19 protein-coding genes and 1 pseudogene are annotated in these 21064 nt (G+C 41.3%); 12 read left to right on the top strand and 8 right to left on the bottom strand.

The window, feature by feature from the left end; genetic code table 11:
* Positions 1-104 precede the first annotated feature (104 nt).
* From FK178_RS10060 to FK178_RS10045, 4 genes are all read left to right on the top strand, one after another.
* Positions 105-1346 (top strand): DUF4153 domain-containing protein, encoded by a 1242-nt coding sequence (locus FK178_RS10060; RefSeq protein WP_146834368.1) that lies wholly within the window; start codon positions 105-107, stop codon positions 1344-1346.
* Positions 1347-1368: 22 nt separating this feature from the next.
* Entirely contained in the window at positions 1369-1659 is a 291-nt protein-coding gene (locus FK178_RS10055; protein ID WP_205677182.1) for a hypothetical protein, read from the top strand.
* Between the two features lie 99 nt (positions 1660-1758).
* Positions 1759-2523, top strand: coding sequence for an oxygenase MpaB family protein (locus FK178_RS10050; protein WP_146834365.1), 765 nt, complete (start codon positions 1759-1761; stop codon positions 2521-2523).
* Positions 2524-2624: 101 nt separating this feature from the next.
* Complete coding sequence (locus tag FK178_RS10045) at positions 2625-3089, top strand: SRPBCC domain-containing protein (protein ID WP_146834361.1); 465 nt, start codon at positions 2625-2627, stop codon at positions 3087-3089.
* A 193-nt stretch (positions 3090-3282) separates the two neighbouring features.
* Here FK178_RS10045 and groL read toward each other — a convergent pair whose 3' ends face one another.
* From groL to miaB, 8 genes and pseudogenes are all read right to left on the bottom strand, one after another.
* The gene (gene groL, locus FK178_RS10040; protein ID WP_146834358.1) at positions 3283-4917 is read right to left on the bottom strand and encodes a chaperonin GroEL; all 1635 of its coding nucleotides are present in this window, start codon (positions 4915-4917) and stop codon (positions 3283-3285) included.
* Positions 4918-4920: 3 nt separating this feature from the next.
* Positions 4921-4995, bottom strand: a pseudogene (locus FK178_RS15940) (hypothetical protein); the annotation flags it as partial.
* Between the two features lie 27 nt (positions 4996-5022).
* Positions 5023-5298, bottom strand: coding sequence for a co-chaperone GroES (locus FK178_RS10030; RefSeq protein ID WP_146834355.1), 276 nt, complete (start codon positions 5296-5298; stop codon positions 5023-5025).
* A 147-nt stretch (positions 5299-5445) separates the two neighbouring features.
* Entirely contained in the window at positions 5446-5790 is a 345-nt protein-coding gene (gene secG / locus FK178_RS10025) for a preprotein translocase subunit SecG (RefSeq protein ID WP_146834352.1), read from the bottom strand.
* Positions 5787-6659 (bottom strand): hypothetical protein, encoded by an 873-nt coding sequence (locus tag FK178_RS10020; protein WP_146834349.1) that lies wholly within the window; start codon positions 6657-6659, stop codon positions 5787-5789. Before FK178_RS10020 ends, secG begins: the two co-directional genes overlap by 4 nt.
* A complete protein-coding gene (locus tag FK178_RS10015; RefSeq protein ID WP_146834346.1) occupies positions 6659-7162 on the bottom strand; it encodes an LptE family protein in 504 nt (167 codons plus the stop codon). Before FK178_RS10015 ends, FK178_RS10020 begins: the two co-directional genes overlap by 1 nt.
* Positions 7163-7183: 21 nt before the next feature.
* Positions 7184-8440: a sigma-54 interaction domain-containing protein gene (locus FK178_RS10010; protein ID WP_146834343.1), complete on the bottom strand. Its 1257-nt coding sequence runs from the start codon at positions 8438-8440 to the stop codon at positions 7184-7186.
* A gap of 150 nt (positions 8441-8590) precedes the next feature.
* Positions 8591-10030, bottom strand: a complete 1440-nt coding sequence (gene miaB, locus FK178_RS10005; RefSeq protein WP_146837580.1) for a tRNA (N6-isopentenyl adenosine(37)-C2)-methylthiotransferase MiaB — start codon at positions 10028-10030, stop codon at positions 8591-8593.
* Positions 10031-10164: 134 nt separating this feature from the next.
* Between miaB and FK178_RS10000 the strand changes: the two genes are divergently transcribed.
* From FK178_RS10000 to FK178_RS09965, 8 genes are all read left to right on the top strand, one after another.
* On the top strand, positions 10165-11388 hold the full coding sequence (locus FK178_RS10000; protein ID WP_146834340.1) for an LVIVD repeat-containing protein: 1224 nt from the start codon (positions 10165-10167) through the stop codon (positions 11386-11388).
* A gap of 162 nt (positions 11389-11550) precedes the next feature.
* Positions 11551-14091, top strand: coding sequence for a type I DNA topoisomerase (gene topA / locus FK178_RS09995; RefSeq protein WP_146834337.1), 2541 nt, complete (start codon positions 11551-11553; stop codon positions 14089-14091).
* A gap of 3 nt (positions 14092-14094) precedes the next feature.
* Entirely contained in the window at positions 14095-15258 is a 1164-nt protein-coding gene (locus FK178_RS09990; RefSeq protein ID WP_146834334.1) for a formimidoylglutamase, read from the top strand.
* A 115-nt stretch (positions 15259-15373) separates the two neighbouring features.
* Positions 15374-16735, top strand: a complete 1362-nt coding sequence (porK, locus tag FK178_RS09985) for a T9SS ring complex lipoprotein PorK/GldK (protein WP_146834329.1) — start codon at positions 15374-15376, stop codon at positions 16733-16735.
* Positions 16736-16798: 63 nt separating this feature from the next.
* A complete protein-coding gene (gene porL, locus FK178_RS09980; protein WP_146834327.1) occupies positions 16799-17446 on the top strand; it encodes a type IX secretion system motor protein PorL/GldL in 648 nt (215 codons plus the stop codon).
* 50 nt (positions 17447-17496) lie between these two features.
* Positions 17497-19041 (top strand): type IX secretion system motor protein PorM/GldM, encoded by a 1545-nt coding sequence (gene porM / locus FK178_RS09975; RefSeq protein ID WP_146834324.1) that lies wholly within the window; start codon positions 17497-17499, stop codon positions 19039-19041.
* Positions 19042-19056: 15 nt separating this feature from the next.
* Positions 19057-19950: a type IX secretion system ring subunit PorN/GldN gene (gene porN, locus FK178_RS09970; protein ID WP_146834321.1), complete on the top strand. Its 894-nt coding sequence runs from the start codon at positions 19057-19059 to the stop codon at positions 19948-19950.
* 74 nt (positions 19951-20024) lie between these two features.
* Positions 20025-21062: an NAD(P)/FAD-dependent oxidoreductase gene (locus tag FK178_RS09965; protein ID WP_146834318.1), complete on the top strand. Its 1038-nt coding sequence runs from the start codon at positions 20025-20027 to the stop codon at positions 21060-21062.
* The last annotated feature ends 2 nt before the right edge of the window (positions 21063-21064 follow it).

Genomic DNA, 21064 nt, shown 5'->3' with positions numbered 1-21064 from the left:
AACTCAAAGTACTTTTCAGAAACTCTAATTAGTGTTTCTAGGAATTAGAAAAAGCTTTTACAAATAACAAATGAAAATTAATAAACACATTTAAAATCCAAATTATGAAAGATCAAATAATAATCAATCTGAATGATCCCGGGAAACTGGAGAGACTTTACCGGACTAACAAAACCAAATTCAGAAATGAGTTCAATGCCTTATCGCAGGATCTCAAGGAAGGAACACTTGCCAATTTCTGGAATGAAAGGTTAAATTACCAAAGCGATGAAATTAAGTGGGGTGAGGGCAAGGATCTCCTGTTTATTATTATAGCATCGCTATGTGCCGGTTTAATAGCAAAAATTCCTGCATTCACAGGGCTGGAGGAGGACTTTTTTTATCCGCGGAATATTGGGTTTATAATTTTCCCCATGTTGACAGCCTACTTTGCCTGGAAAAATAATATAAGCATCCGTAAAATTTTCATTATAATTGGGACCCTGCTTACCGGGGTTATCTTTATAAATTCCCTTCCCAATGTGCCTGAGAGCGATACACTTATCCTGGCCTGTGTACACTTGCCTGTACTTTTATGGGGAGTTTTAGGCTTCGCATTTGTAAGCCCAAATTATAAGCATCTTGAAAAACGACTGGGTTTCTTAAAGTATAACGGCGACCTCCTGGTAATCTCTGCCCTTATTTGCATTGCAGGTGGAATTTTAACAGGAATAACCATTGGCCTTTTCTCCCTGTTGGGAATTAGCATTGAAGAATTCTACTTTGAATATATAGTAATTTTCGCCCTTCCCGCGGTGCCAATTTTGGGAACATATCTTACCCAAACCAACCCGCATCTGGTTGGAAAGGTTTCTCCGGTAATTGCCCGTATTTTTAGTCCGCTGGTACTGGTAATGTTGGTTATCTACCTTGTTGCTATGGTATATTCGGGAAAAGATCCTTATAATGACAGGGAATTTCTGCTTCTTTTTAACGCGTTGCTAATAGGGGTAATGGCAATAATTTTCTTTTCCCTTGCGGGTTCTTCAGAAACCCAAAAAAGCAAGCCGGAAATTTTCATACTCATCCTCCTTTCTATAGTAACCATACTTGTAAATGGAATTGCTCTTTCAGCAATATTATTCAGGATATCAGAATGGGGTATCACTCCCAACCGAATTGCGGTATTGGGAGCCAATCTTCTTATTCTTATTAACCTTATACTTGTTACCGCCAAATTACTCCAGGCAACCTCAAATAACTCCAATCCCGCGGGAGCAGAAAACGTAATTGCACGATACCTGCCCATATACATTATCTGGGCAATTATAGTGACCTTTGGCTTTCCTTTGATCTTCGGGATTTAATACCAAACTTAAATTAGTACACATGAAAATATCTCAGGAAATGCATCCCTCACAATTACTGTTTCGTCTTATAGGCTGGATGTTTGGATTGGCTGTGTTTGCAATTGGTGTCATTAATACATTCTGGGGGAATGATATGGGTTTCGGAATTTTTTTAATACTTCTTTCCTTAATTTATTTTCCACCCGTAGATACGGTTATAAAAAGATTAGTAGGATTTTCAGTTCCCGTAATTTTGAAAATGATCCTGGCGGTATTTATTATCATTGCTGCTTTAGGGGTGGGAGAATTGTTTAATAAAATAGATATATGAAAAATTATTTCACAAACAGATAAGGAAATCTAATTATAAATGTTCCGGGGTAAGGTCTTTGTAGGCATACCTTGGTTAGGTATAGGAAAAATGAAGGAGATGGAATATTTTGTAGAAAAAGGCTCAATTGTACGGAAGATCTGGGGGAATGGAGATACCATTCTCATGATTTTTGCAGGTGCCTCCGCAGAATTTGCACTGAATAAAGCGGTTGACTGGCTTTATTTTACCGGGAGGCTACCCGCAGATCCGCTGGGCAGGTTATTCTCAACTGTTTCCTATGCCCGAAGGATTGTTTTTTCAGAAAGAACGGCGGCTCACCGTACCATTGAAGCTATGGCTAACATACATGCGGCAGTTGAGGAAAAGCGCGGTGCCAGTATTCCCGATTGGGCCTACAGAGATGTGCTGTTTATGCTAATAGATTATTCCATAAGGTCCTTTGAAGTTCTGGAACATAAACTTAGCAGGGTAGAAAAGCAGGAGGTGTTTCAGGTATTTCGGGAAGTTGGAAGCCTGATGGGGCTGAAAGGCCTGCCTGATACCTTTGAGGTGTGGAAGAAAATGAGGGAGGAACATCTTTCTCAAAATTTGGAAAATTCCGGTCTTACCGAACATTTGTTCCGGCAGTACCGGAAACATTTAGGTCCCGTTCGATACAGGATCCTTATTGAAGCCCAAACACTTTTGGTCCCTGCCACGGTAAAAGATTTGCTCGCATTGAGGAGTTTTTCTTTAATAAGTCCTTTGATTGGTTTTTATAAAATAAGCAGAGGTTTTAACCTGGATGGAATTTTAAAAACACTAATCCTCCCCGGGGAGTATTTAAAAGAGATTAAAGATCTGGACAGAGCCACCGTTTAGGGCCTGATATAAAATTTATATTTAAATAAAGGGAGATACAATTTTGATTATTTGAATTTGCGTAAATTTATGAAAGGTTCAAAAAAGCAAAATTTAAAACAATGCAAAAAGATAAACTCGAAATTAAGGCAGCTATTCAAATTCAAAAACCAGTTCAGGAAGTTTACGAAGCGATCGTTGATCCCGATAAAATGAAACATTATTTTATTTCTGAAAGTAGCGGCCGCATGGAAAAAGGAAAGGAACTTAGCTGGAAATTTCCGGAATTTGAGGGAGAAGCGAATATTGAGGTCACAAACCTGGTTCCCAACGAACTTGTTTCATTTATGTGGGAAGGTGCTAAGGCCAAAAAGCTTCAGGTGGAAATGGTACTTCATAAAATGCCAGATGACAGTACAGTTGTTAGGATCACCGAAGGAAAAATGACGCCGGACAAAGCCGGGATCGAGTGGTTTGGTGGAAATACCGAAGGCTGGGCCAATTTCCTGGCCTGCCTCAAGGCCTATGTGGAATATGGAATTAACCTGCGCAAGGGAGCTTTCGAATTTCGCAGAGGAGAAATGTAGGGATAAGAACCAGGATCGCCACGCCTGCCCCATTGATCAGTCGGGCTGCAAGAATCAAGAACCTAGACCTGATTGTAACTAATTGATTGTAAGAGGTACCTAAATTATAGTATTTTGAATAAAGCATATAATGAAAAAACCCGCTTCCTTCAGGAAGCGGGTTTTTGTATAGTGAACGTCTAACGTCTATGGACTACATCATTCCACCCATTCCGCCGCCCATTCCGCCTGGCATACCTGCACCACCTTCTTCTTTGATATCTATCAAAGCACACTCGGTAGTAAGGATCATTCCGGCAACAGATGCAGCATTCTCAAGTGCAATTCTGGTTACTTTCTTAGGGTCAATAATACCAGCAGTCATCATATCTACAAAAGTATTTGACTTGGCATCATAACCGTAGTTATCTTTCCCTTCCAAAACTTTGTTGATCACTACAGAACCTTCACCACCTGCATTTTCAACAATGGTACGCAATGGAGCTTCAATGGCTTTGTTTACAATCTGTATCCCTGTTTCCTCATCGGCATTTTCACCTTTAAGATTTACAAGGGCAGTTTTTGCACGAACCAAAGCAACACCACCACCTGCAACAATTCCTTCTTCAATAGCCGCACGGGTTGCATTTAATGCATCATCCACACGGTCTTTTTTCTCCTTCATTTCCACTTCACTCGCAGCACCTACATATAGTACGGCTACACCTCCTGCAAGTTTTGCAAGACGCTCCTGAAGTTTTTCCTTATCATAGTCTGATGTGGTAGACTCAATTTGAGCTTTGATCTGGTTCACACGGTCCTTAATGGCAGTGTTATCTCCAGATCCATTTACAACAGTAGTATTGTCTTTGTCAATGGCCACTTTCTCTGCAGTACCCAGCATGTCAAGAGTTGCATTCTCTAAGGAGAATCCTCTTTCTTCTGAAATTACGGTACCACCGGTAAGCGTTGCAATATCCTCAAGCATTGCTTTTCTTCGGTCACCAAAACCTGGTGCTTTTACGGCAGCGATCTTTAAGGAACCTCTAAGCTTATTCACTACAAGAGTTGCAAGGGCTTCCCCGTCAACATCTTCAGCAATAATCAATAATGGTTTACCAGATTGCGCTACCGGCTCAAGAACCGGAAGAAGGTCTTTCATAGAAGAGATCTTCTTGTCATATAATAAAATATAAGGATCTTCAAGATCGGCAGTCATTTTTTCGCTATTGGTAACAAAGTATGGAGAAAGATACCCGCGATCAAACTGCATTCCTTCTACCACATCAACGTGGGTTTCAGTCCCTTTTGCTTCCTCAACAGTGATTACACCATCTTTTCCAACTTTCTGAAAAGCTTCGGCGATCAATTCCCCAATTACATCATCGTTATTAGCTGAAATTGAAGCTACCTGCTTGATCTTTTCTGAAGAGTTCCCTACTTCTTTGGTATGTTCAGCAAGATTTGCGGTAATAGCGTGAACTGCTTTATCAATTCCGCGTTTAAGGTCCATTGGGTTTGCACCTGCGGCAACGTTCTTTAATCCTTCTTTAACGATAGCCTGCGCTAAAACTGTAGCAGTAGTAGTACCGTCACCGGCAAGATCATTGGTTTTGGAAGCAACTTCCTTTACCATTTGAGCTCCCATATTTTCCAACGGATCTTCAAGTTCTATTTCTTTTGCAACAGTAACCCCATCTTTTGTTACCGTTGGGGCCCCGAAGGATTTACTAATAATTACATTACGTCCTTTAGGACCTAAAGTTACTTTTACAGCATTTGCCAATGCATCTACTCCGCGCTTGATACCATCGCGGGCTTCAAGATTGAATTTTATATCTTTTGCCATTGTTTATTTTGTTTTCCTGCCCCATAAAGGGACCAGGCAGTTAATTATTAATTTTTTTAATTGGTGTTTCCCGGTTTGGGAAGGGGAATGTAAAACGAATAAGGTTTACACAATCGCAAGAATATCGTCTTCCCGCATGATTAAATAATCTTTCCCATCCAGTTTAAGTTCTGTTCCTGCATATTTACCATACAGCACTTCATCTCCAACCTTAACGGTCATATCATGCTTTTTGGTTCCTTTACCAACAGCAACAACTTTTCCTTTTTGAGGTTTTTCTTTAGCGGTTTCAGGAATGTAGATCCCGGATGCTGTTTTAGTTTCGGCAGCAGCAGGTTCAATAACAACCCTGTCTGAAAGCGGTTTAATGTTTAAAGCCATTTGTGTAATGTATTTTAGTTAATTAAATTTTTTTTAAGTGATACATAATTGACCAAAAGTATGCCACGTGGGGAATCCTGCCATTATACAAACAAAAAATGCCAGCTTGTCATAAGCCGGCATTTAATATATTATAAAAAGTAATTCTTAGTTGTTGTCTTCTGCAGGAGTTTGAACAGGAGATTGTACAGGTGCAGGAACATTAGATTCTACTTCCGGTTGCCCGTCTATCACTCTGGATTCAGCTGTGGTGCCACCGTCAAGGATGGTAATATTTGATAAAAGGATCAATACCAATAATAAAGTGGCAAGTGTCCAGGTGCTTTTGTCTAAAAAGTCGGTGGTTTTCTTAACCCCGCCAAGTTGCTGGCCACCGCCTCCTCCAAATGAGGATGAAAGTCCGCCACCTTTAGGGTTTTGTACCATAATTACCACTACCAGTAAAAATGCTACGATAATTATTAATGCTAAAAAAATAGTGAAAGTGCTCATTCTTTTCCTGTGTTATTTTCTTGTAATTTCTTAATTGCCCGAATTTGGTCTGCAAAGAAACCACTTTTTTCGGGATTTTTCAAAATTAAAATTTTATATGCCTGTATGGCTTTTTTATAATTTTTTTGCTCCATATAAACCCTTGCGAGGGTCTCTGTCATAAGGACCTCAGGCGATACTACACGCTCCCGCGCAATGTTGTTATTACTGGCCGGCTGGGCAGGATTTATCTTCGGGCTTTTGGAAATAAAATCATCAATAAGTTCAAACTTTCTTTCCCGGGTTTTGTCTTCCTCTATTTCGCGTTTTACCGGTTTTGCACTGGTGAGTTTCAACCATTCTGAAAAGGAATGAGATTCGGTATTTGTAAATTCCAACGGGCTTCCGGTAAGTGCGGGTTGCTCCGCCGTTTTCACCATTTCGGGTTCTTTTTCTGCCGGCTCTGCAGGTTTCAAAATACTTCTTTCGAATAGTCCGGGATCCAGAACCCTGTCAGATTCTGCTTTTTTCATTTTAATGGCCTCGCTTATAGCGATGCTTTTATTGCCAAACACTTCCTCAACTTCAAAAACGGTGATATTGCGTAAATGCTCTTCCTGTTCCTTTATTTGTAATGCGATCTTATCCTGATTGAATTCTGCGGAAGTAATGAAGTCAAAAAGCACACTTCTGTCTGCCGTGTAAGCGGCAGTTTTTTTAAGTTCATAGTTGTAGCTGAAGCTGCTTTCGTTGTAAAGTCCTTTTAAATAGACCGCTCTTGCTGCCTGAAAATAGGGATACCTGTCAAGGACCTTCTCCAGCTTCTGCGTTTGGGAAGAATTTACCCCGGCAGGATTTTCAAGGATGTGGATCAATTCTTTCGCGTTCATTACCAGTTTGTAAGGGAAGCATTAAAAATAAGTTCAGTGATCCTGGTAAAGATCTCATCAAGTGCCGTGACAAGGACAGCGCCATTAAGCAATTGGTTTGCCCCGTAATCATAGTAATGAGAAAAGCGGCGTTCAAAATCTTTGGTTGGATCCAGGGTATTAAAGAATCGTACCAAAACCGTAATGGTTAACCTGTTTTGTGCTGCACGGTTATCTGCCGTGGCAGTCATAGGCGCTATGTAAAAATCTACAATTTCCCCTTCATAAACCAGGTCCCCGCCGGTATTTGTAAGGCTAAGATTGGTTTGATTTTGAATAAGGTCCTGCAGCCGGTTGGTAAAATCCCTGTCAATTCCAGGTTCTACAATATCGGCCGAATTCTGAAAGAGATTAACCTGAAAGGTTGAAGCTGCGCCGGTATCGGCCCCGGTAAAGGAATAAATTCCGCAGGAGTGGAACATCAGCATAAAAACTGGCAGGAGTAAAAGGCTTATTTTTTTCATGCAGGCTATTTGCTTCAAATATTACAGGTTGTATTGTTTGATCTTTCTGTAAAGGGTGCGCTCACTTATTCCCAGTTCTTCAGCGGCATTTTTCCGTTTTCCGTGATGCCTGTCCAGAGATTTTTTAATGAGTTCCAATTCTTTGTCGTGAAGGGAAAGGGTTTCTTCTTCCTCAATCTCTTCAGCAAAATAATATTTATCTTCCTGTTCGCGGGATTTATTTTGGGCAATTTGCAAGACCTCGGTATTATCTTCAGTAAGGTCTTCCATTTCTACATCTTCATCTCCCTCGTCGCGGTAAATCTTTTGAATAAGACTTTCGTGTTCCTCCTGCACCTGCTGGTGATTGCCACTTTCCATGAGTTTCATGGTAAGTTTTTTAAGATCGTTGAGGTCGCTTTTCATATCAAAAAGAACCTTATAGAGGATCTCTCTTTCATTGCTGAAATCGCTCTCCTTTTTCTTATCTGCTATCACAGCTGGAAGGTTGCTTCCTATATCCGGAAGATATGATTTTAATTGAGAAACGCTTATGTTTCTTTCCTGTTCAAGTACCGAGATCTGCTCGGCAATGTTTCGCAGCTGCCTTACGTTTCCTCCCCAGCGATAGGACTGCAATAGTTGCACGGCATCATCCTCCAGGCGAATGGTGGGCATTTTGTACTTGAGGGCAAAATCTGCAGCAAATTTCCTGAACAACAAGTGAATGTCATCCTTGCGTTCCCTAAGCGGAGGCAGGTTGATCTCAATAGTGCTTAACCTGTAATACAGGTCTTCCCGGAAGCGTTCTTTTTTAATGGCATCAAACATATTGAGATTGGTCGCCGCCACTATGCGCACATTGGTTTTTTGTACCTTGGAGGATCCCACTTTAATAAATTCTCCGTTCTCCAGTACGCGTAACAGCCGCACCTGGGTAGTAAGGGGAAGTTCTCCCACTTCATCCAGAAAAATCGTACCGCCATCGGCCACCTCAAAATACCCGCTGCGGGTTTGGGAAGCTCCGGTAAAGGCGCCTTTTTCATGGCCAAAAAGTTCACTGTCTATAGTCCCTTCAGGAATTGCACCACAGTTAACAGCAATATATTTCCCATGTTTACGGTGGGAGAGGGCATGAATAATCTTTGGGATCGCTTCTTTTCCCACGCCGCTTTCCCCGGTAACCAATACAGAAATATCTGTAGGGGCAACCTGGATCGCTTTTTCTACTGCGCGGTTGAGTTTTGGGTCATTCCCAATGATCTCAAACCGCTGTTTTATTGCCTGTATAGATTCCATAGCCCCCTAGCCCCCAAAGGGGGAATTATTTGCCCCGCAGCTCCCAAAGGGAGAGTGAAGAGCTGTGTTAATTATTAATTTACAAAAGAATTTATAGGACATAATTTGTTTTTAGTAATATTAAGGTAACCCAGGTTCCCCCTTTGGGGGTTAAGGGGCCATACCAACTGCTTTCCCCTTCAGCGTTGCACTGGTGCAATCCAGGATCTCAACCATAACAAAATCCCCAACTTTATAATGTTCTTTCGGGAATACGGCTACCGTGTTTTGTTCTGTACGGCCGCTCCATTCCAGGGTCGATTTCTTAGACTCCTTTTCTATCAAAACTTCAACAGTTTTGCCAAGGAATTGTTGGGTCCTGTATAAACTATGTTCCCTTTGAAGGGCAACAATTTCAGCAAGCCTGCGGGATTTGGTTTCTTCGGGCACATCATCTTCCAGTTTTCTTGCCGCCATGGTTCCGGGTCTTTCAGAATAAGCGAACATAAACCCGTAATCGTATTTTACGTATTCCATAAGCGACAGGGTATCCTGGTGATCTTCTTCGGTTTCTGTTGGGAAACCTGTGATTAGATCCTGTGAGATCGCACAGTCAGGAATCAACTTTCTTATAGTATCTATAAGGGCAAAATATTCTTCCCGGGTGTGCAGGCGGTTCATTTCCTTTAATATCCGGTTGCTCCCGCTTTGTACGGGCAGGTGGATATAATTACAAATATTGCGGTACCTCGCCATTACTTCTATAACATCAACGGTCATATCCTGAGGATTGGAAGTTGAAAAACGCACCCTCATTTTTGGCTGGGCTTCCGCAACCAGTTTTAATAGATCGGCAAAACCAGTAGCAGTCGCCTTTTGCATCTCACTGGCATTCCTGAAATCTTTTTTAAGTCCGCCGCCATACCAAAGGTAACTGTCTACATTTTGACCTAATAAAGTGATCTCCTTGTAACCTTTGGAGGCAAGGTCGTTAATTTCCTCCAGGATGCTTTGCGGATCCCTGCTGCGCTCTCGCCCTCTTGTAAACGGAACCACGCAAAAAGTACACATATTGTCACAACCGCGGGTAATGGAGACAAACGCAGATACCCCGTTGGTTTGCAATCTTACCGGGGAGATATCCCCGTAAGTTTCATCCTTTGAGAGAAGTACATTTACGGCATTGCGGCCTTCTTCCACCTCATTGATAAGGTTGGGCAGGTCCTTATAAGCATCGGGCCCCACAACCAGGTCTACGATCTTTTCTTCTTCCAGGAACTTGCTTTTAAGCCGCTCTGCCATGCAACCCAAAACCCCAACTTTCATTTTGGGATTTATCTTTTTTACGGCATTATATTTTTCAAGGCGTTTGCGTATAGTTTGTTCTGCCTTATCTCTTATTGAACATGTATTTACCAGGACGAGGTCTGCATCTTCAAGGGTGCTGGTAGTATTAAAGCCTTCTTTATGAAGTATAGAGGCGACAATTTCACTATCGGCAAAATTCATCTGGCAACCGTAACTTTCAATGAAAAGCTTACGGCTGTTTGCGGCTTTGGGTTCAAGTTCCAGGGTATTTCCCTGTAATTTTTCATCTATGATCTTCTCCATAATTCTATCTATAGCCACGGGCTAATTTAGCCTGCAAAGATAGGTTTTAGCAAAATTGTGACAAAGTGACAGGACTTTTTTTTATCTTTATTTTTCCCTACACTTATATGATCAATCTAACACACTAGTCTGCGATGAAAAAATATCTGCTTTCTTCCGTTATCGCCTTGTTATTTGTTTCCTGCGAAAAAGATCCTGTACCCGGTGATACTGTTGAAGTCGCCGTTCCTGTAACCCTCACAATAGCCGATTTTAGGGCATCGGTTGCTGTCAATGATCCAAAAAATGTTGAGGAGTCGGGGAAGATATATACCTATAAGAATTACATCTTTATAAACGATATTAATAAAGGAGTGCTGGTGCTTGAAAATTCTAATTACAATCCCATAAAAAAGAAATTTTTAAAGATCCCGGGTAATACAGATATCGCCATAAAGGATGAGATACTTTACGCAAACTCCGGTCGGGACCTTGTAACTTTTGATATTAGCGATATTAATAATATTAAGGTGATGGAGCGCCTTGAGGATGTTTTTGATGATTATCATCCTCCAATGCCTGCCGGCGCAGCCTATGCAGATTATTCCGGGGTGCGTTTTGGAGAAGATATTATTGTAGGATATACCCTTGAGACCCGGCCCAAACCCGAGGACTCATTTTTGTTTGACAGAGGTGGGTGGGTTTCCAACAGTGCAAACGAGTCATCCACTACCGGCACCGGTGGTTCTATGGCCCGCTTCAATATAGCAGGAGATTATCTTTACACCGTGAGCCCATACACGCTTAATGTATTTGATATAGGTAATTCTATCAATTTACAAAAATTAAGATCAGAGTCTGTAGGCTGGCAAATAGAAACTATTTTTAATAAAGAGGGCTTTCTTTACCTGGGAAGTGCCGTGGGCATGTATATATATAGTATTGAAGATCCTTCCACGCCCTTATTTATGTCACATGTGCAACATGTAATGGGCTGCGACCCGGTAGTGGTGGACGGCGATATTGCCTACGTGACTATTAGAGGTGGTAACGAGTGCGGCCAGAATAATAACCAACTCGAAATAATTGATGTAAAGGATAAAGCAAACCCGCAACTCTTAAAGATCTACCAAATGGATAGCCCGTATGGGTTGGGCATACACAAGGATAAGCTTTTTGTTTGTGAGGGCCCATCAGGCCTCAAGGTCTATAATACTGCCAACACTCCTGAGCTTGTATTAACCGACCATTTTGAAGATGTAAATGCTTATGATGTAATTCCCGGAGAAAGTGTTTTAATAATGATAGGAGAGAACAAATTAAGACAATATAGTTATAAGAGTGCAGAAATTACCCTTATAAGCACTTTTGAGCTTTAACTGTATTTTAATATAATGTGCGCGGGCTGCATCTTTAGTAGAAATACCTGCAATTTTACTTTTCAAAAAACCGGTTATAAGATCTCTTTACGGTCTATTATTGCGCGGTTTTAGTGAGGTCAAAAAAAATTGATATACTTTTGCAGCAAGAAAAAAATATTTATGGCAAAGAATTTAGTGATCGTGGAGTCTCCTGCCAAGGCAAAAACCATTGAGAAATTTTTGGGAAAGGATTATACCGTGGAATCAAGTTTCGGGCATATCGCAGATCTTCCCACAAAGGAGCTTGGGGTGGATACTGAAGGAAATTTCACGCCAAAATATATAGTTAACAAGGATAAGAAGGACGTAGTAAATAAATTGAAGAAGCTGGCCAAGAATGCCGATATGGTTTGGCTGGCAAGTGATGAGGATCGCGAGGGGGAAGCTATTGCCTGGCATCTTGCGGAAGAACTGAAGTTGGATAAGAATAAAACCAAACGAATTGTTTTTCACGAGATCACAAAAACCGCGATTTTAAAAGCGATTGAAAATCCCAGAAATATAAATTATGACCTGGTAAATGCACAACAGGCACGACGGGTTCTGGACAGGCTGGTAGGTTATGAACTTTCTCCTATCTTATGGAGAAAAGTTAAAGGCGGTCTTTCTGCTGGAAGGGTGCAATCTGTTTCAGTAAGACTTATTGTTGAACGCGAACGCGAGATCCAGGACTTTAAAGCCGAAGCTTCTTTCAGGATAGATGCTGAATTTACGAATGAGGAAGGGAAATCCTTTAAGGCAAAACTTCCCAAGAATTTTGATACCAAAGAGGAAGCAGGGAAATTCCTTCAGCAAAATATTGGGGCCAATTTCAAGGTAGCAGATCTTACCACCAAACCGGCGATCAAATCCCCGGCTCCGCCGTTTACAACTTCCACCTTACAACAGGAAGCATCGCGTAAACTTTATTTTTCTGTAAGCAAGACAATGACCATGGCCCAGCGGCTTTATGAAGCTGGTCATATTACATATATGAGAACGGACAGCGTAAACCTGTCTGACGATGCCCGAAATGGTGCGAAAAAGGAAATCCTGAAGGCCTATGGCGAGAAATATTCCAAGACCCGGCAGTTCAAAGGAAAATCAAAAGGGGCCCAGGAAGCTCACGAAGCTATCAGGCCAACACATTTTGATATTCATACGGTAAATGCAGATCGCGATGAAGTGCGTTTATATGAACTTATCTGGAAACGCGCTATAGCCTCCCAAATGAGCGAAGCCCAATTGGAAAGGACCAATGTGAAGATAGATGCCAGCAAGCACGATAAACAATTCACTGCCAATGGCGAGGTGCTTAAATTTGATGGCTTCCTAAAAGTTTATATGGAAAGCAGTGATGAGGAGGATGAAGAACAGGAAGGAATGTTGCCGGCTTTAAGGGTAAATGAGAAGCTTGAAAACAATTACATAACCGCAACCGAGAGGTTCACCCGGCCTCCCTACAGATATACTGAAGCATCCCTGGTTAAACAATTGGAAGAGCTGGGAATTGGAAGACCGTCTACCTATGCACCAACTATTTCTACTATTCAGAATAGAAATTATGTAGAAAAGGGCACTATAGAAGGTAGCGAGCGCAAATACGAGCAATTAATCCTTAAAAAGGATAAATATTCAGAAAAACAACTTACAGAGACCGTGGGAAGCGATAAAGGAAAACTGGTCCCTACCGCGGTAGGGATGGTGGTAAATGATTTCCTTGTAAATCATTTTTCCAATATCCTGGATTACAATTTCACCGCCAAGGTGGAGCAGAGTTTTGATGATATTGCTGAAGGTAATGAGGAGTGGACCACCATGATGCGAGATTTCTATTCAGGTTTTCACCCGCAGGTACTTGATGTGGCCAAAAATGCCGAACGCGAGGTTGGAGAGCGTATCCTGGGGGAAGATCCTGCAACCGGGAAACCGGTAAGCGTACGCCTGGGTAAATTTGGCCCTATGGTACAGATAGGTTCTGTGGAAGATGAAGAAAAACCCAGGTTTGCCGGCCTTATGCCGGAACAAACCCTGGATTCTATTACCTATGAAGAAGCGATGGACCTTTTCAAACTTCCGAAGGAAATTGGGGAGTATGAAGGGGAACCCGTAGAAGTAAATAACGGGCGGTTTGGCCCTTATGTACGCTATGGTAAAAAATTCGTGTCCCTGGAAAAAGGGGAGGATCCCATGAGCGTGGATATGGACCGTGCCCTGGAATTGATTGAAGCTAAAGAAAAGGCAGATGCGCCAATACATATGTATGACCAGAAACCGGTTCAAAAAGGGGTAGGCCGTTTTGGGCCATTCCTTAAATGGAATGATATCTTTATTAATGTAAATAAGAAATACGATTTCGATAATTTATCCAAAGAAGATATAGAAGAATTGATCGAGGATAAAAAGCAGAAAGAAAAGGATAAGGTGATACATCACTGGGAGGAAGAAGGAATACGGGTGGAGAAAGCCCGCTGGGGCAGGTCTCATATCCTGAAGGGAAAAACAAAGATCGAATTACCAAAAACCGTTGATGCCACCAAGTTATCTTTAGAAGAAGTGAAAGATATCCTGGAGAAGAAGGCAAAGAAACCTGCTAAAAAAGCGGCGGCAAAAAAACCCGCGGCAAAAAAGGCCCCGGCCAAAAAAGCAACTGCAAAGAAAACTACATCAAAAAAGAAGTAATTGATGGATTTTGAATATTTAAGCCCCCTGGATGAAAATCTTGTAGAAGAAATAAGAGCAACAGAGGCGCAGGACCTGGGAAAACAGGTAACCTTACATACACAACGGGCCGGTGTCCCCGACCTTGACAATATTAAAATTGCTGTGGTGGGAGTGAAAGAAACCAGGCTGGCCGGTGCAGGAGAAGATGAATACATTAATTTTAACAAGATAAGGAAAGATTTTTACAGCCTTTTTCCCGGTAACTGGCATTTGAAAGTGGCCGATCTTGGAGATATTGAAAAGGGAGAAAGCGTAGAGGATACTTATTATGCTTTACAAAACCTGGTAAGCGAGCTGTTAAAAGAGGGGGTGATCCCTGTAATACTGGGTGGGAGTCAGGATCTTATTTATGCGCAATACCGCGCCTATGATTCCTTTGCCCAAATGGTAAACCTGGTGAACATAGACAGCAGGTTTGATCTTGGTGATGCTGAAAAACCAATTGGAGGGAATTCCTATGTAGGAAAGATCGTTGTGAACAAGCCATATAATTTGTTCAATTATTCGGCTGTGGGATATCAAACATATTTCAACTCACAGGATGAGATCGAATTGATGGACCGCCTTTTCTTTGATGCCTACAGGCTGGGAGAAGTTTCGGGAAATATAAAAATAGTGGAGCCTGTGATGAGGGATGCCAACCTGGTAGGAATAGATATTGGGGCCATAAATGCTTCGGCCATAGGAGGAAATTTTCATTCCTCCCCCAATGGCTTTGACGGAAAGGAAATATGTGCCCTGGCGCGTTATGCCGGGATAAGTGATAAAGTTACTTCTTTGGGAATCTATGAGTACCATTCTGGATATCCTAAGGCGGGAAATATGTTGATAGCACAAATGATCTGGTATTTTATTGAGGGGGTAAATTATCGTACTAATGAAAATACTATTTCAGCAAAAAAGGAGTTTATAAAATATCAGGTCCCTATTGATGATGAGGTGCTTGTGTTTTTCAAAAGCCCTGTAAGTGGAAGATGGTGGATAGAAATTCCATTTATTTCAAATTCAAATACTAAATTAAAACGCCATACGTTATTACCTTGCAACCATGAGGATTATCTGGAAGCCTGTAATCAGGTAATTCCGGAGCGTTGGTACAAAACCAAGAGAAAAAACGAACTGTAAAATTTTTGTCGGGGGTATTCCAGAAATACTGTATTTTTACCAAAACTATTGTTTTTTATAAAATAAATAGATAGGTTTACCGCCTAATAGGAAAATGTCATAACCAGAGAGAACTATGAAGAAATTTATTTCGCTTATTGCAGTCTTAGCGATACTTGCCAGTTGTAGTCGGGGAGATCGGGGACAATTAGTAGGCGCGCAGGGAAAAAAGTGGAACCCGGAGAAACCATATGGTATGACATTGATACCCGGTGGAGCTTTTATAATGGGAAAGGCTGATGCAGATATTGCCGATATGAAAAATGCGCCTCCCAAGACTGTGACAGTGCGTACGTTCTATATGGATGAGACAGAAATTACCAATGCCGAATACCGGCAGTTTACCAACTGGGTGCGCGATTCTATCGTGCGTTTAAAACTTGCTGTAGAAGCAGAGTTTACAGGAGCTACTCCCGGAGATGACGGGATTGGCGAATTTGCATTTTTGGATACGGACACGGAGAACATGAGTGTTTATGAAAAGTATATGTATGATAATTATTACTCGATGAGTGATGATTATCAAGGGAGGAAAATTAATAAAGATATTGATATTATATGGGATACAAGGGATTATCCGGACGAGGCGTATGCCAGTGTGATGGATACGATGTATATTCCAATTGAAGAATCTTATAACGGGCAGCGAACCATAGATGTAAAACATCTTAAATTCCGATATCGCTGGATGGATATTCAAAAAGCTGCAAGATCAAAAACTCAAAAAAGGAGCGATTTTATTATAACCGAAGAAGTAGCTATTTACCCAGATACTGCTGTTTGGATCAAAGATTTCAATTATTCCTATAATGAACCTATGCATAATGATTACTTCTGGCATACGGCTTTTGATGATTACCCGGTTGTGGGAGTTTCCTGGAAACAGGCAAAGGCATTTACCCAGTGGAGAACATTATATCACAATGCATACCGCCGAAGCAAGAAAAACCATGATGTGCCAACCTATAGATTGCCTACAGAAGCAGAATGGGAATATGCCGCGCGTGGCGGACTTGAATCTGCTACTTACCCATGGGGTGGGCCATACGCGAAAAATGACCGTGGTTGTTTTATGGCGAACTTTAAGCCTTTAAGGGGAGATTACGCGGCAGATCAGGCTTTGTATACCGTAGAGGCTAAATCTTATGAGCCTAATGATTACAATTTATATAATATGGCGGGGAATGTTGCAGAGTGGGTGAATTCCTCTTATGACCCTTCATCTTATGAATATATGTCCTCTATGAACCCATCTGTTAATAACGATGAAGATCCGCGTAAGGTTGTGCGTGGCGGTTCCTGGAAAGATGTGGCATACTTCCTGCAGGTTAGCTCACGTGATTTTGAGTATTCAGATACTGCACGTAGTTATATAGGCTTCAGGACGGTACAGGATTATCTTGGTACAGATGTTACATTAAATCAACCACCTAAATAAGATTAAACCCTATTTTAATAAATAACCTATTTATCAAACAAAAAGAATCTAATTTTAAAAGTTATGGCAAACAATAAGAACAGAATGAAGATAATGAACATGGTTTATGGTCTGGGTGCTTCCGTGGTAATTCTAGGAGCCCTTTTTAAAATCATGCACTGGCCATTTGGTAACTTAATGCTTATTATAGGTCTTATTACCGAGGCAATCGTATTTGCTGTTTCTGCCTTTGAACCTGTTGATGATGATCTGGATTGGTCTTTGGTTTATCCTGAACTTGCAGGGGGTGCTGCTACTCCAAGAGAGCAGGCGTTAATTGAGGAGAATAAGGAAACAGAAGCATCTCTTTCCAAAAAACTGGATGATATGCTTAGAGAAGCTAAAATTGATGCAAATTTAATGAACAGCCTGGGAGACAGCATTCGTAATTTTGAAGGTGCTGCAAAAGGAATTGCTCCTACTGTAGATGCCATGGCATCTCAAAGAAAATACAGTGAAGAGCTTACGCTTGCTGCTGCTCAAATGGAAACTTTAAATAATCTTTATAAAGTGCAGGTAGAATCATCAGCAAGACAAGCTGAGATTAATGAGCAGGTTGCTGAAAACGCCGGCAGGTTAAAGGAACAAATGGGATCTTTGGCATCTAACCTTTCTTCTCTTAACGGAGTATATGGTGGTATGCTGACCGCGATGAATGGAAGAGCAGTTTAATCCTAAGCCTGTTAACAGTTAAACTTATTAAAGAAACTAAAAAAATTTAAATGGCGTCTGGAAAACAATCCCCAAGGCAGAAGATGATTAACCTGATGTATCTGGTTTTTATCGCTATGCTTGCTTTAAATATGTCAAAAGAGGTACTTACCGCTTTTGGTTTATTGAATGAAAAATTAACCGAATCAAATCAAACAACCACGCAAAGGAATGCCGCCTTTATGGCCGGTCTTGATGCGAAGGTTGAAGAGCAGCCCGCGAAATATGCCCCCTTAAAAGAAAAGGCCGTACGGGTTGATGAGCTTTCAACCAATTTCAATAATTATATAGAAACCCTGAAGGCAGATCTTACTGCAAAGCAGGATGATCTTCAGGATTATGAGACCATGGACCGGTCAGATCAGCTTGATGAAATGTTTTTTACCGGTGGTAAGAATACTGTGAAAGGAGATGAGTTCATGCAACAGATAACTGCTTACAGAGAAGGAGTTGTAGATCTTATAAAAAATGAACAGGGCCTTGAATCTATTGCTTCCAAAGTTCAGAATGAATTTGCTACAGAGCCGGTAGAAGATAGGGCGGGAATAACCAAGCCTTGGCTTGAGTACCACTACCAGGGATATCCTTTGATCGCATCCCTTACCAAACTTACCCAGTTACAGGCCGATGTTAAGAATACCCAGGGAGAGATCCTTTCGGCTATGTTATCGGGCCAATTACAAAGTGAGGTTTCTTTGACCAACTATGAAGCAATTGTGATCCCGAATAAAACTGCTTTTTTCAGTGGAGAGAATTTCCAGGGTAGAGTAGTATTGGGAAGAGTTGATAATACTTTGCAGTTTGATAAAGTAACTATTAACGGAAAAGAAGTAAGCAGTGCGAGAGCAGGGCAAATAGATCTTAATTTTCCTGCAGGTAATGTGGGAGAACAGGAGATTAAAGGAGAGCTTCAGTTTAAAGAAGGAGATTCAATTATCAGTATTCCTATTAACAGTTCTTACGCGGTAATTCCAAAACCTAATGCTGCCGTAATTTCTGCAGATAAGATGAACGTGGTATACCGTGGTGTACAAAACCCTATGACCATTTCCATTCCTGGAGTTGGGCAGGTTTCTGCAAGTGGCCCGGGCCTTTCACCGGCAGGTGGCGCAGGAAAATATAATATGAACGTTACCACTGTTCAGGCAAGGGAAGTTACCATAAGCGTAACCGGACAATTGCCGGGTGGTGAAAAGGTTTCTGATAGTAAAGTTTTCAGAATTAAAGATATCCCCGCTCCAATGGGAACAATTCGTGGAGAAGACGGGTCGGTTAAAATGCAACGTAACAGTCTTGAAATTTCAAGTGTAGGTGCAAGTTTGCCAGACTTTGATTTTGACCTTGGCTTACGTGTAACAGGGTTCAGCTTTAAAGTGTCTGGCCAACCAACAGTTACTGTAAGAGGAAATACGCTGGATGCTGCCGCTAAAGCAGCTTTAAGACGTGCAGGAAGAGGTGAAACAGTACAAATATTTGATATACAGGCATCGCTGGCCAATAACTCCAGTTATATGCTTAAAAAAGTATCTCCTGTATTTGTTGAGTTAACAAATTAAAAAGAAAGAAGAACCATGAAGTGGAATCAATTTTTGACAGGCGTTTTTGGATTGCTTTTAGCAACCGGAAGTTACGCGCAGTCAAATATCCTGAATGCAAAGACTCCTGACCAGATTGGGCAGGTATCTGCTGCGGAATTGGATGTTCGTGCGAAAAAGAAACCATTGGAATATGGTTATGTTGAAGACCGGGATATCCTGTGGTCCAAAAATGTGTGGGAAATCATAGATCTTGATGAAAGGGTAAATTTTCCTTTATATTATCCTATTGATACTGTAAATATTGGTGCCAGCAGAAGATCATTGTACGATGTTTTAATGACGGGTATTAAAAGCGGTAAGATCAAGAACATTTATACCGATTCTTATTTTACTGAAAAAAGAACCCTTAATGATATTAGTGCCGCCATTTCTAAAATCGATACTACAGATCTTGGTAGGGAGCAGTACAACGCCGGGGAGGAAATTGATCAGCAATATATAGACAGAAGAGACCTTTCTTCCGCAGATATTATGGAATATCGCATTCGCGGAATGTGGTATTTTGATAAGAGACAGGCAGAATTAAAGTACAGGTTACTCGGTATAGCTCCCGTAGCGCCCGATGTGAATTTCCTGGATGATGAGGAACCGGACCTGGTTGAATTATTCTGGGTGTGGTTTCCCGATGCCAGAAATATACTTTTTGAAGCAACTGCATTTACCGGAGGGAATTCCTCACAAGACATTTCTTTTGACCACCTGCTCAATGCCCGCAGATTTAATGCGGTAATATATAAGGAAGATAATGTACAGGGAGACAGATCTGTAAATGATTATATTACTGAAAGTGCTTTTATGCAACTTCTGGAATCTGAAAGGATAAGGGAGCAGATTCGCAACTTTGAACAGGATATGTGGAATTATTAATTTGAATTAATACACATTTCTAAATTTAAATATTCAAACGCCCCGGTCTTACGGGGCGTTTATAATTATATGTCATGCTGGATTATATTATAGTTGGGGCCGGCTTAAGCGGAATTAGTATTGCCGAAGAATTAATAAGCAGGGGCAAAAGCCTTATGGTATTTGAGAATAACTCCCAGAATTCCTCTACGGTTGCCGGCGGTATTTTCAATCCTGTGATCCTTAAGCGATTTACTTTGGCGTGGAATGCGGGTGAACAGCTTGAAACCGCCCTGCCTTTTTATCGCTCCCTCGAAAAGAAACTGGAAGTTTCACTTATTGACGAGCTGCCCATATACCGGAAATTCAACTCCATAGAAGAACAAAACAATTGGTTCAGCGCCATGGACAAACCCACGGTAGAACCCTTTTTGGATTCCAATCTTACCAATTCAGTCAACGACCATATTCCCTCAAATTTTTCATTTGGCAGGGTTAAGGGGACCGGGAGAATAGATACTTCCCTATTAATTTGGAAATACAGGGAGTATTTAAAAAAGATGAATTCCCTTATTTCCGCCAATTTTGATCACAGCAAGCTGGTCCTGGGAGAAGATTTTGTTTCCTATAATGAGATAAGCGCCCGCAAAATTTTATTTTGTGAAGGTTATGGAATGGTAGCTAATCCCTGGTTCAAATTTTTACCGCTTCATGGAAATAAAGGGGAGTACCTTGTTATTAGATCAAAAGATCTTAAGCTGCAAGTTGCAGTAAAATCCTCGGTCTTTATTTTACCGCTTGGAGATGATCTTTATAAAATAGGGGCAACGTATGATCATAAAGATGTATCTGCAGATCCAACCCCCGCCGCCCGGGAGACTTTATTGTCTCAGGTAAGGAAAATGCTGGACTGTGATTTTGAGATCGTTGATCAGGTTGCCGGGATAAGGCCGGCAACCAGGGACCGCAAACCCATTGTAGGACAGCACCCGCAATTTTCTCAATTATATTGCTGCAATGGTTTTGGGAGCAGGGGGGTGTTAATAGCGCCTACTGTGGCTAAGAATTTTGTTGCATATCTGGAGGAGGGGGAATCCCTGGATCCTGAAATTGACCTGAAAAGATATTTATAGGG

The sequence above is a fragment of the Antarcticibacterium arcticum genome (assembly GCF_007993795.1).
Classification (GTDB): Bacteria; Bacteroidota; Bacteroidia; order Flavobacteriales; family Flavobacteriaceae; genus Gillisia; species Gillisia arctica.
The sequence above is the reverse complement of the archived record's forward strand: the minus strand, read 5'-3'. Positions and strand labels throughout refer to the sequence as shown.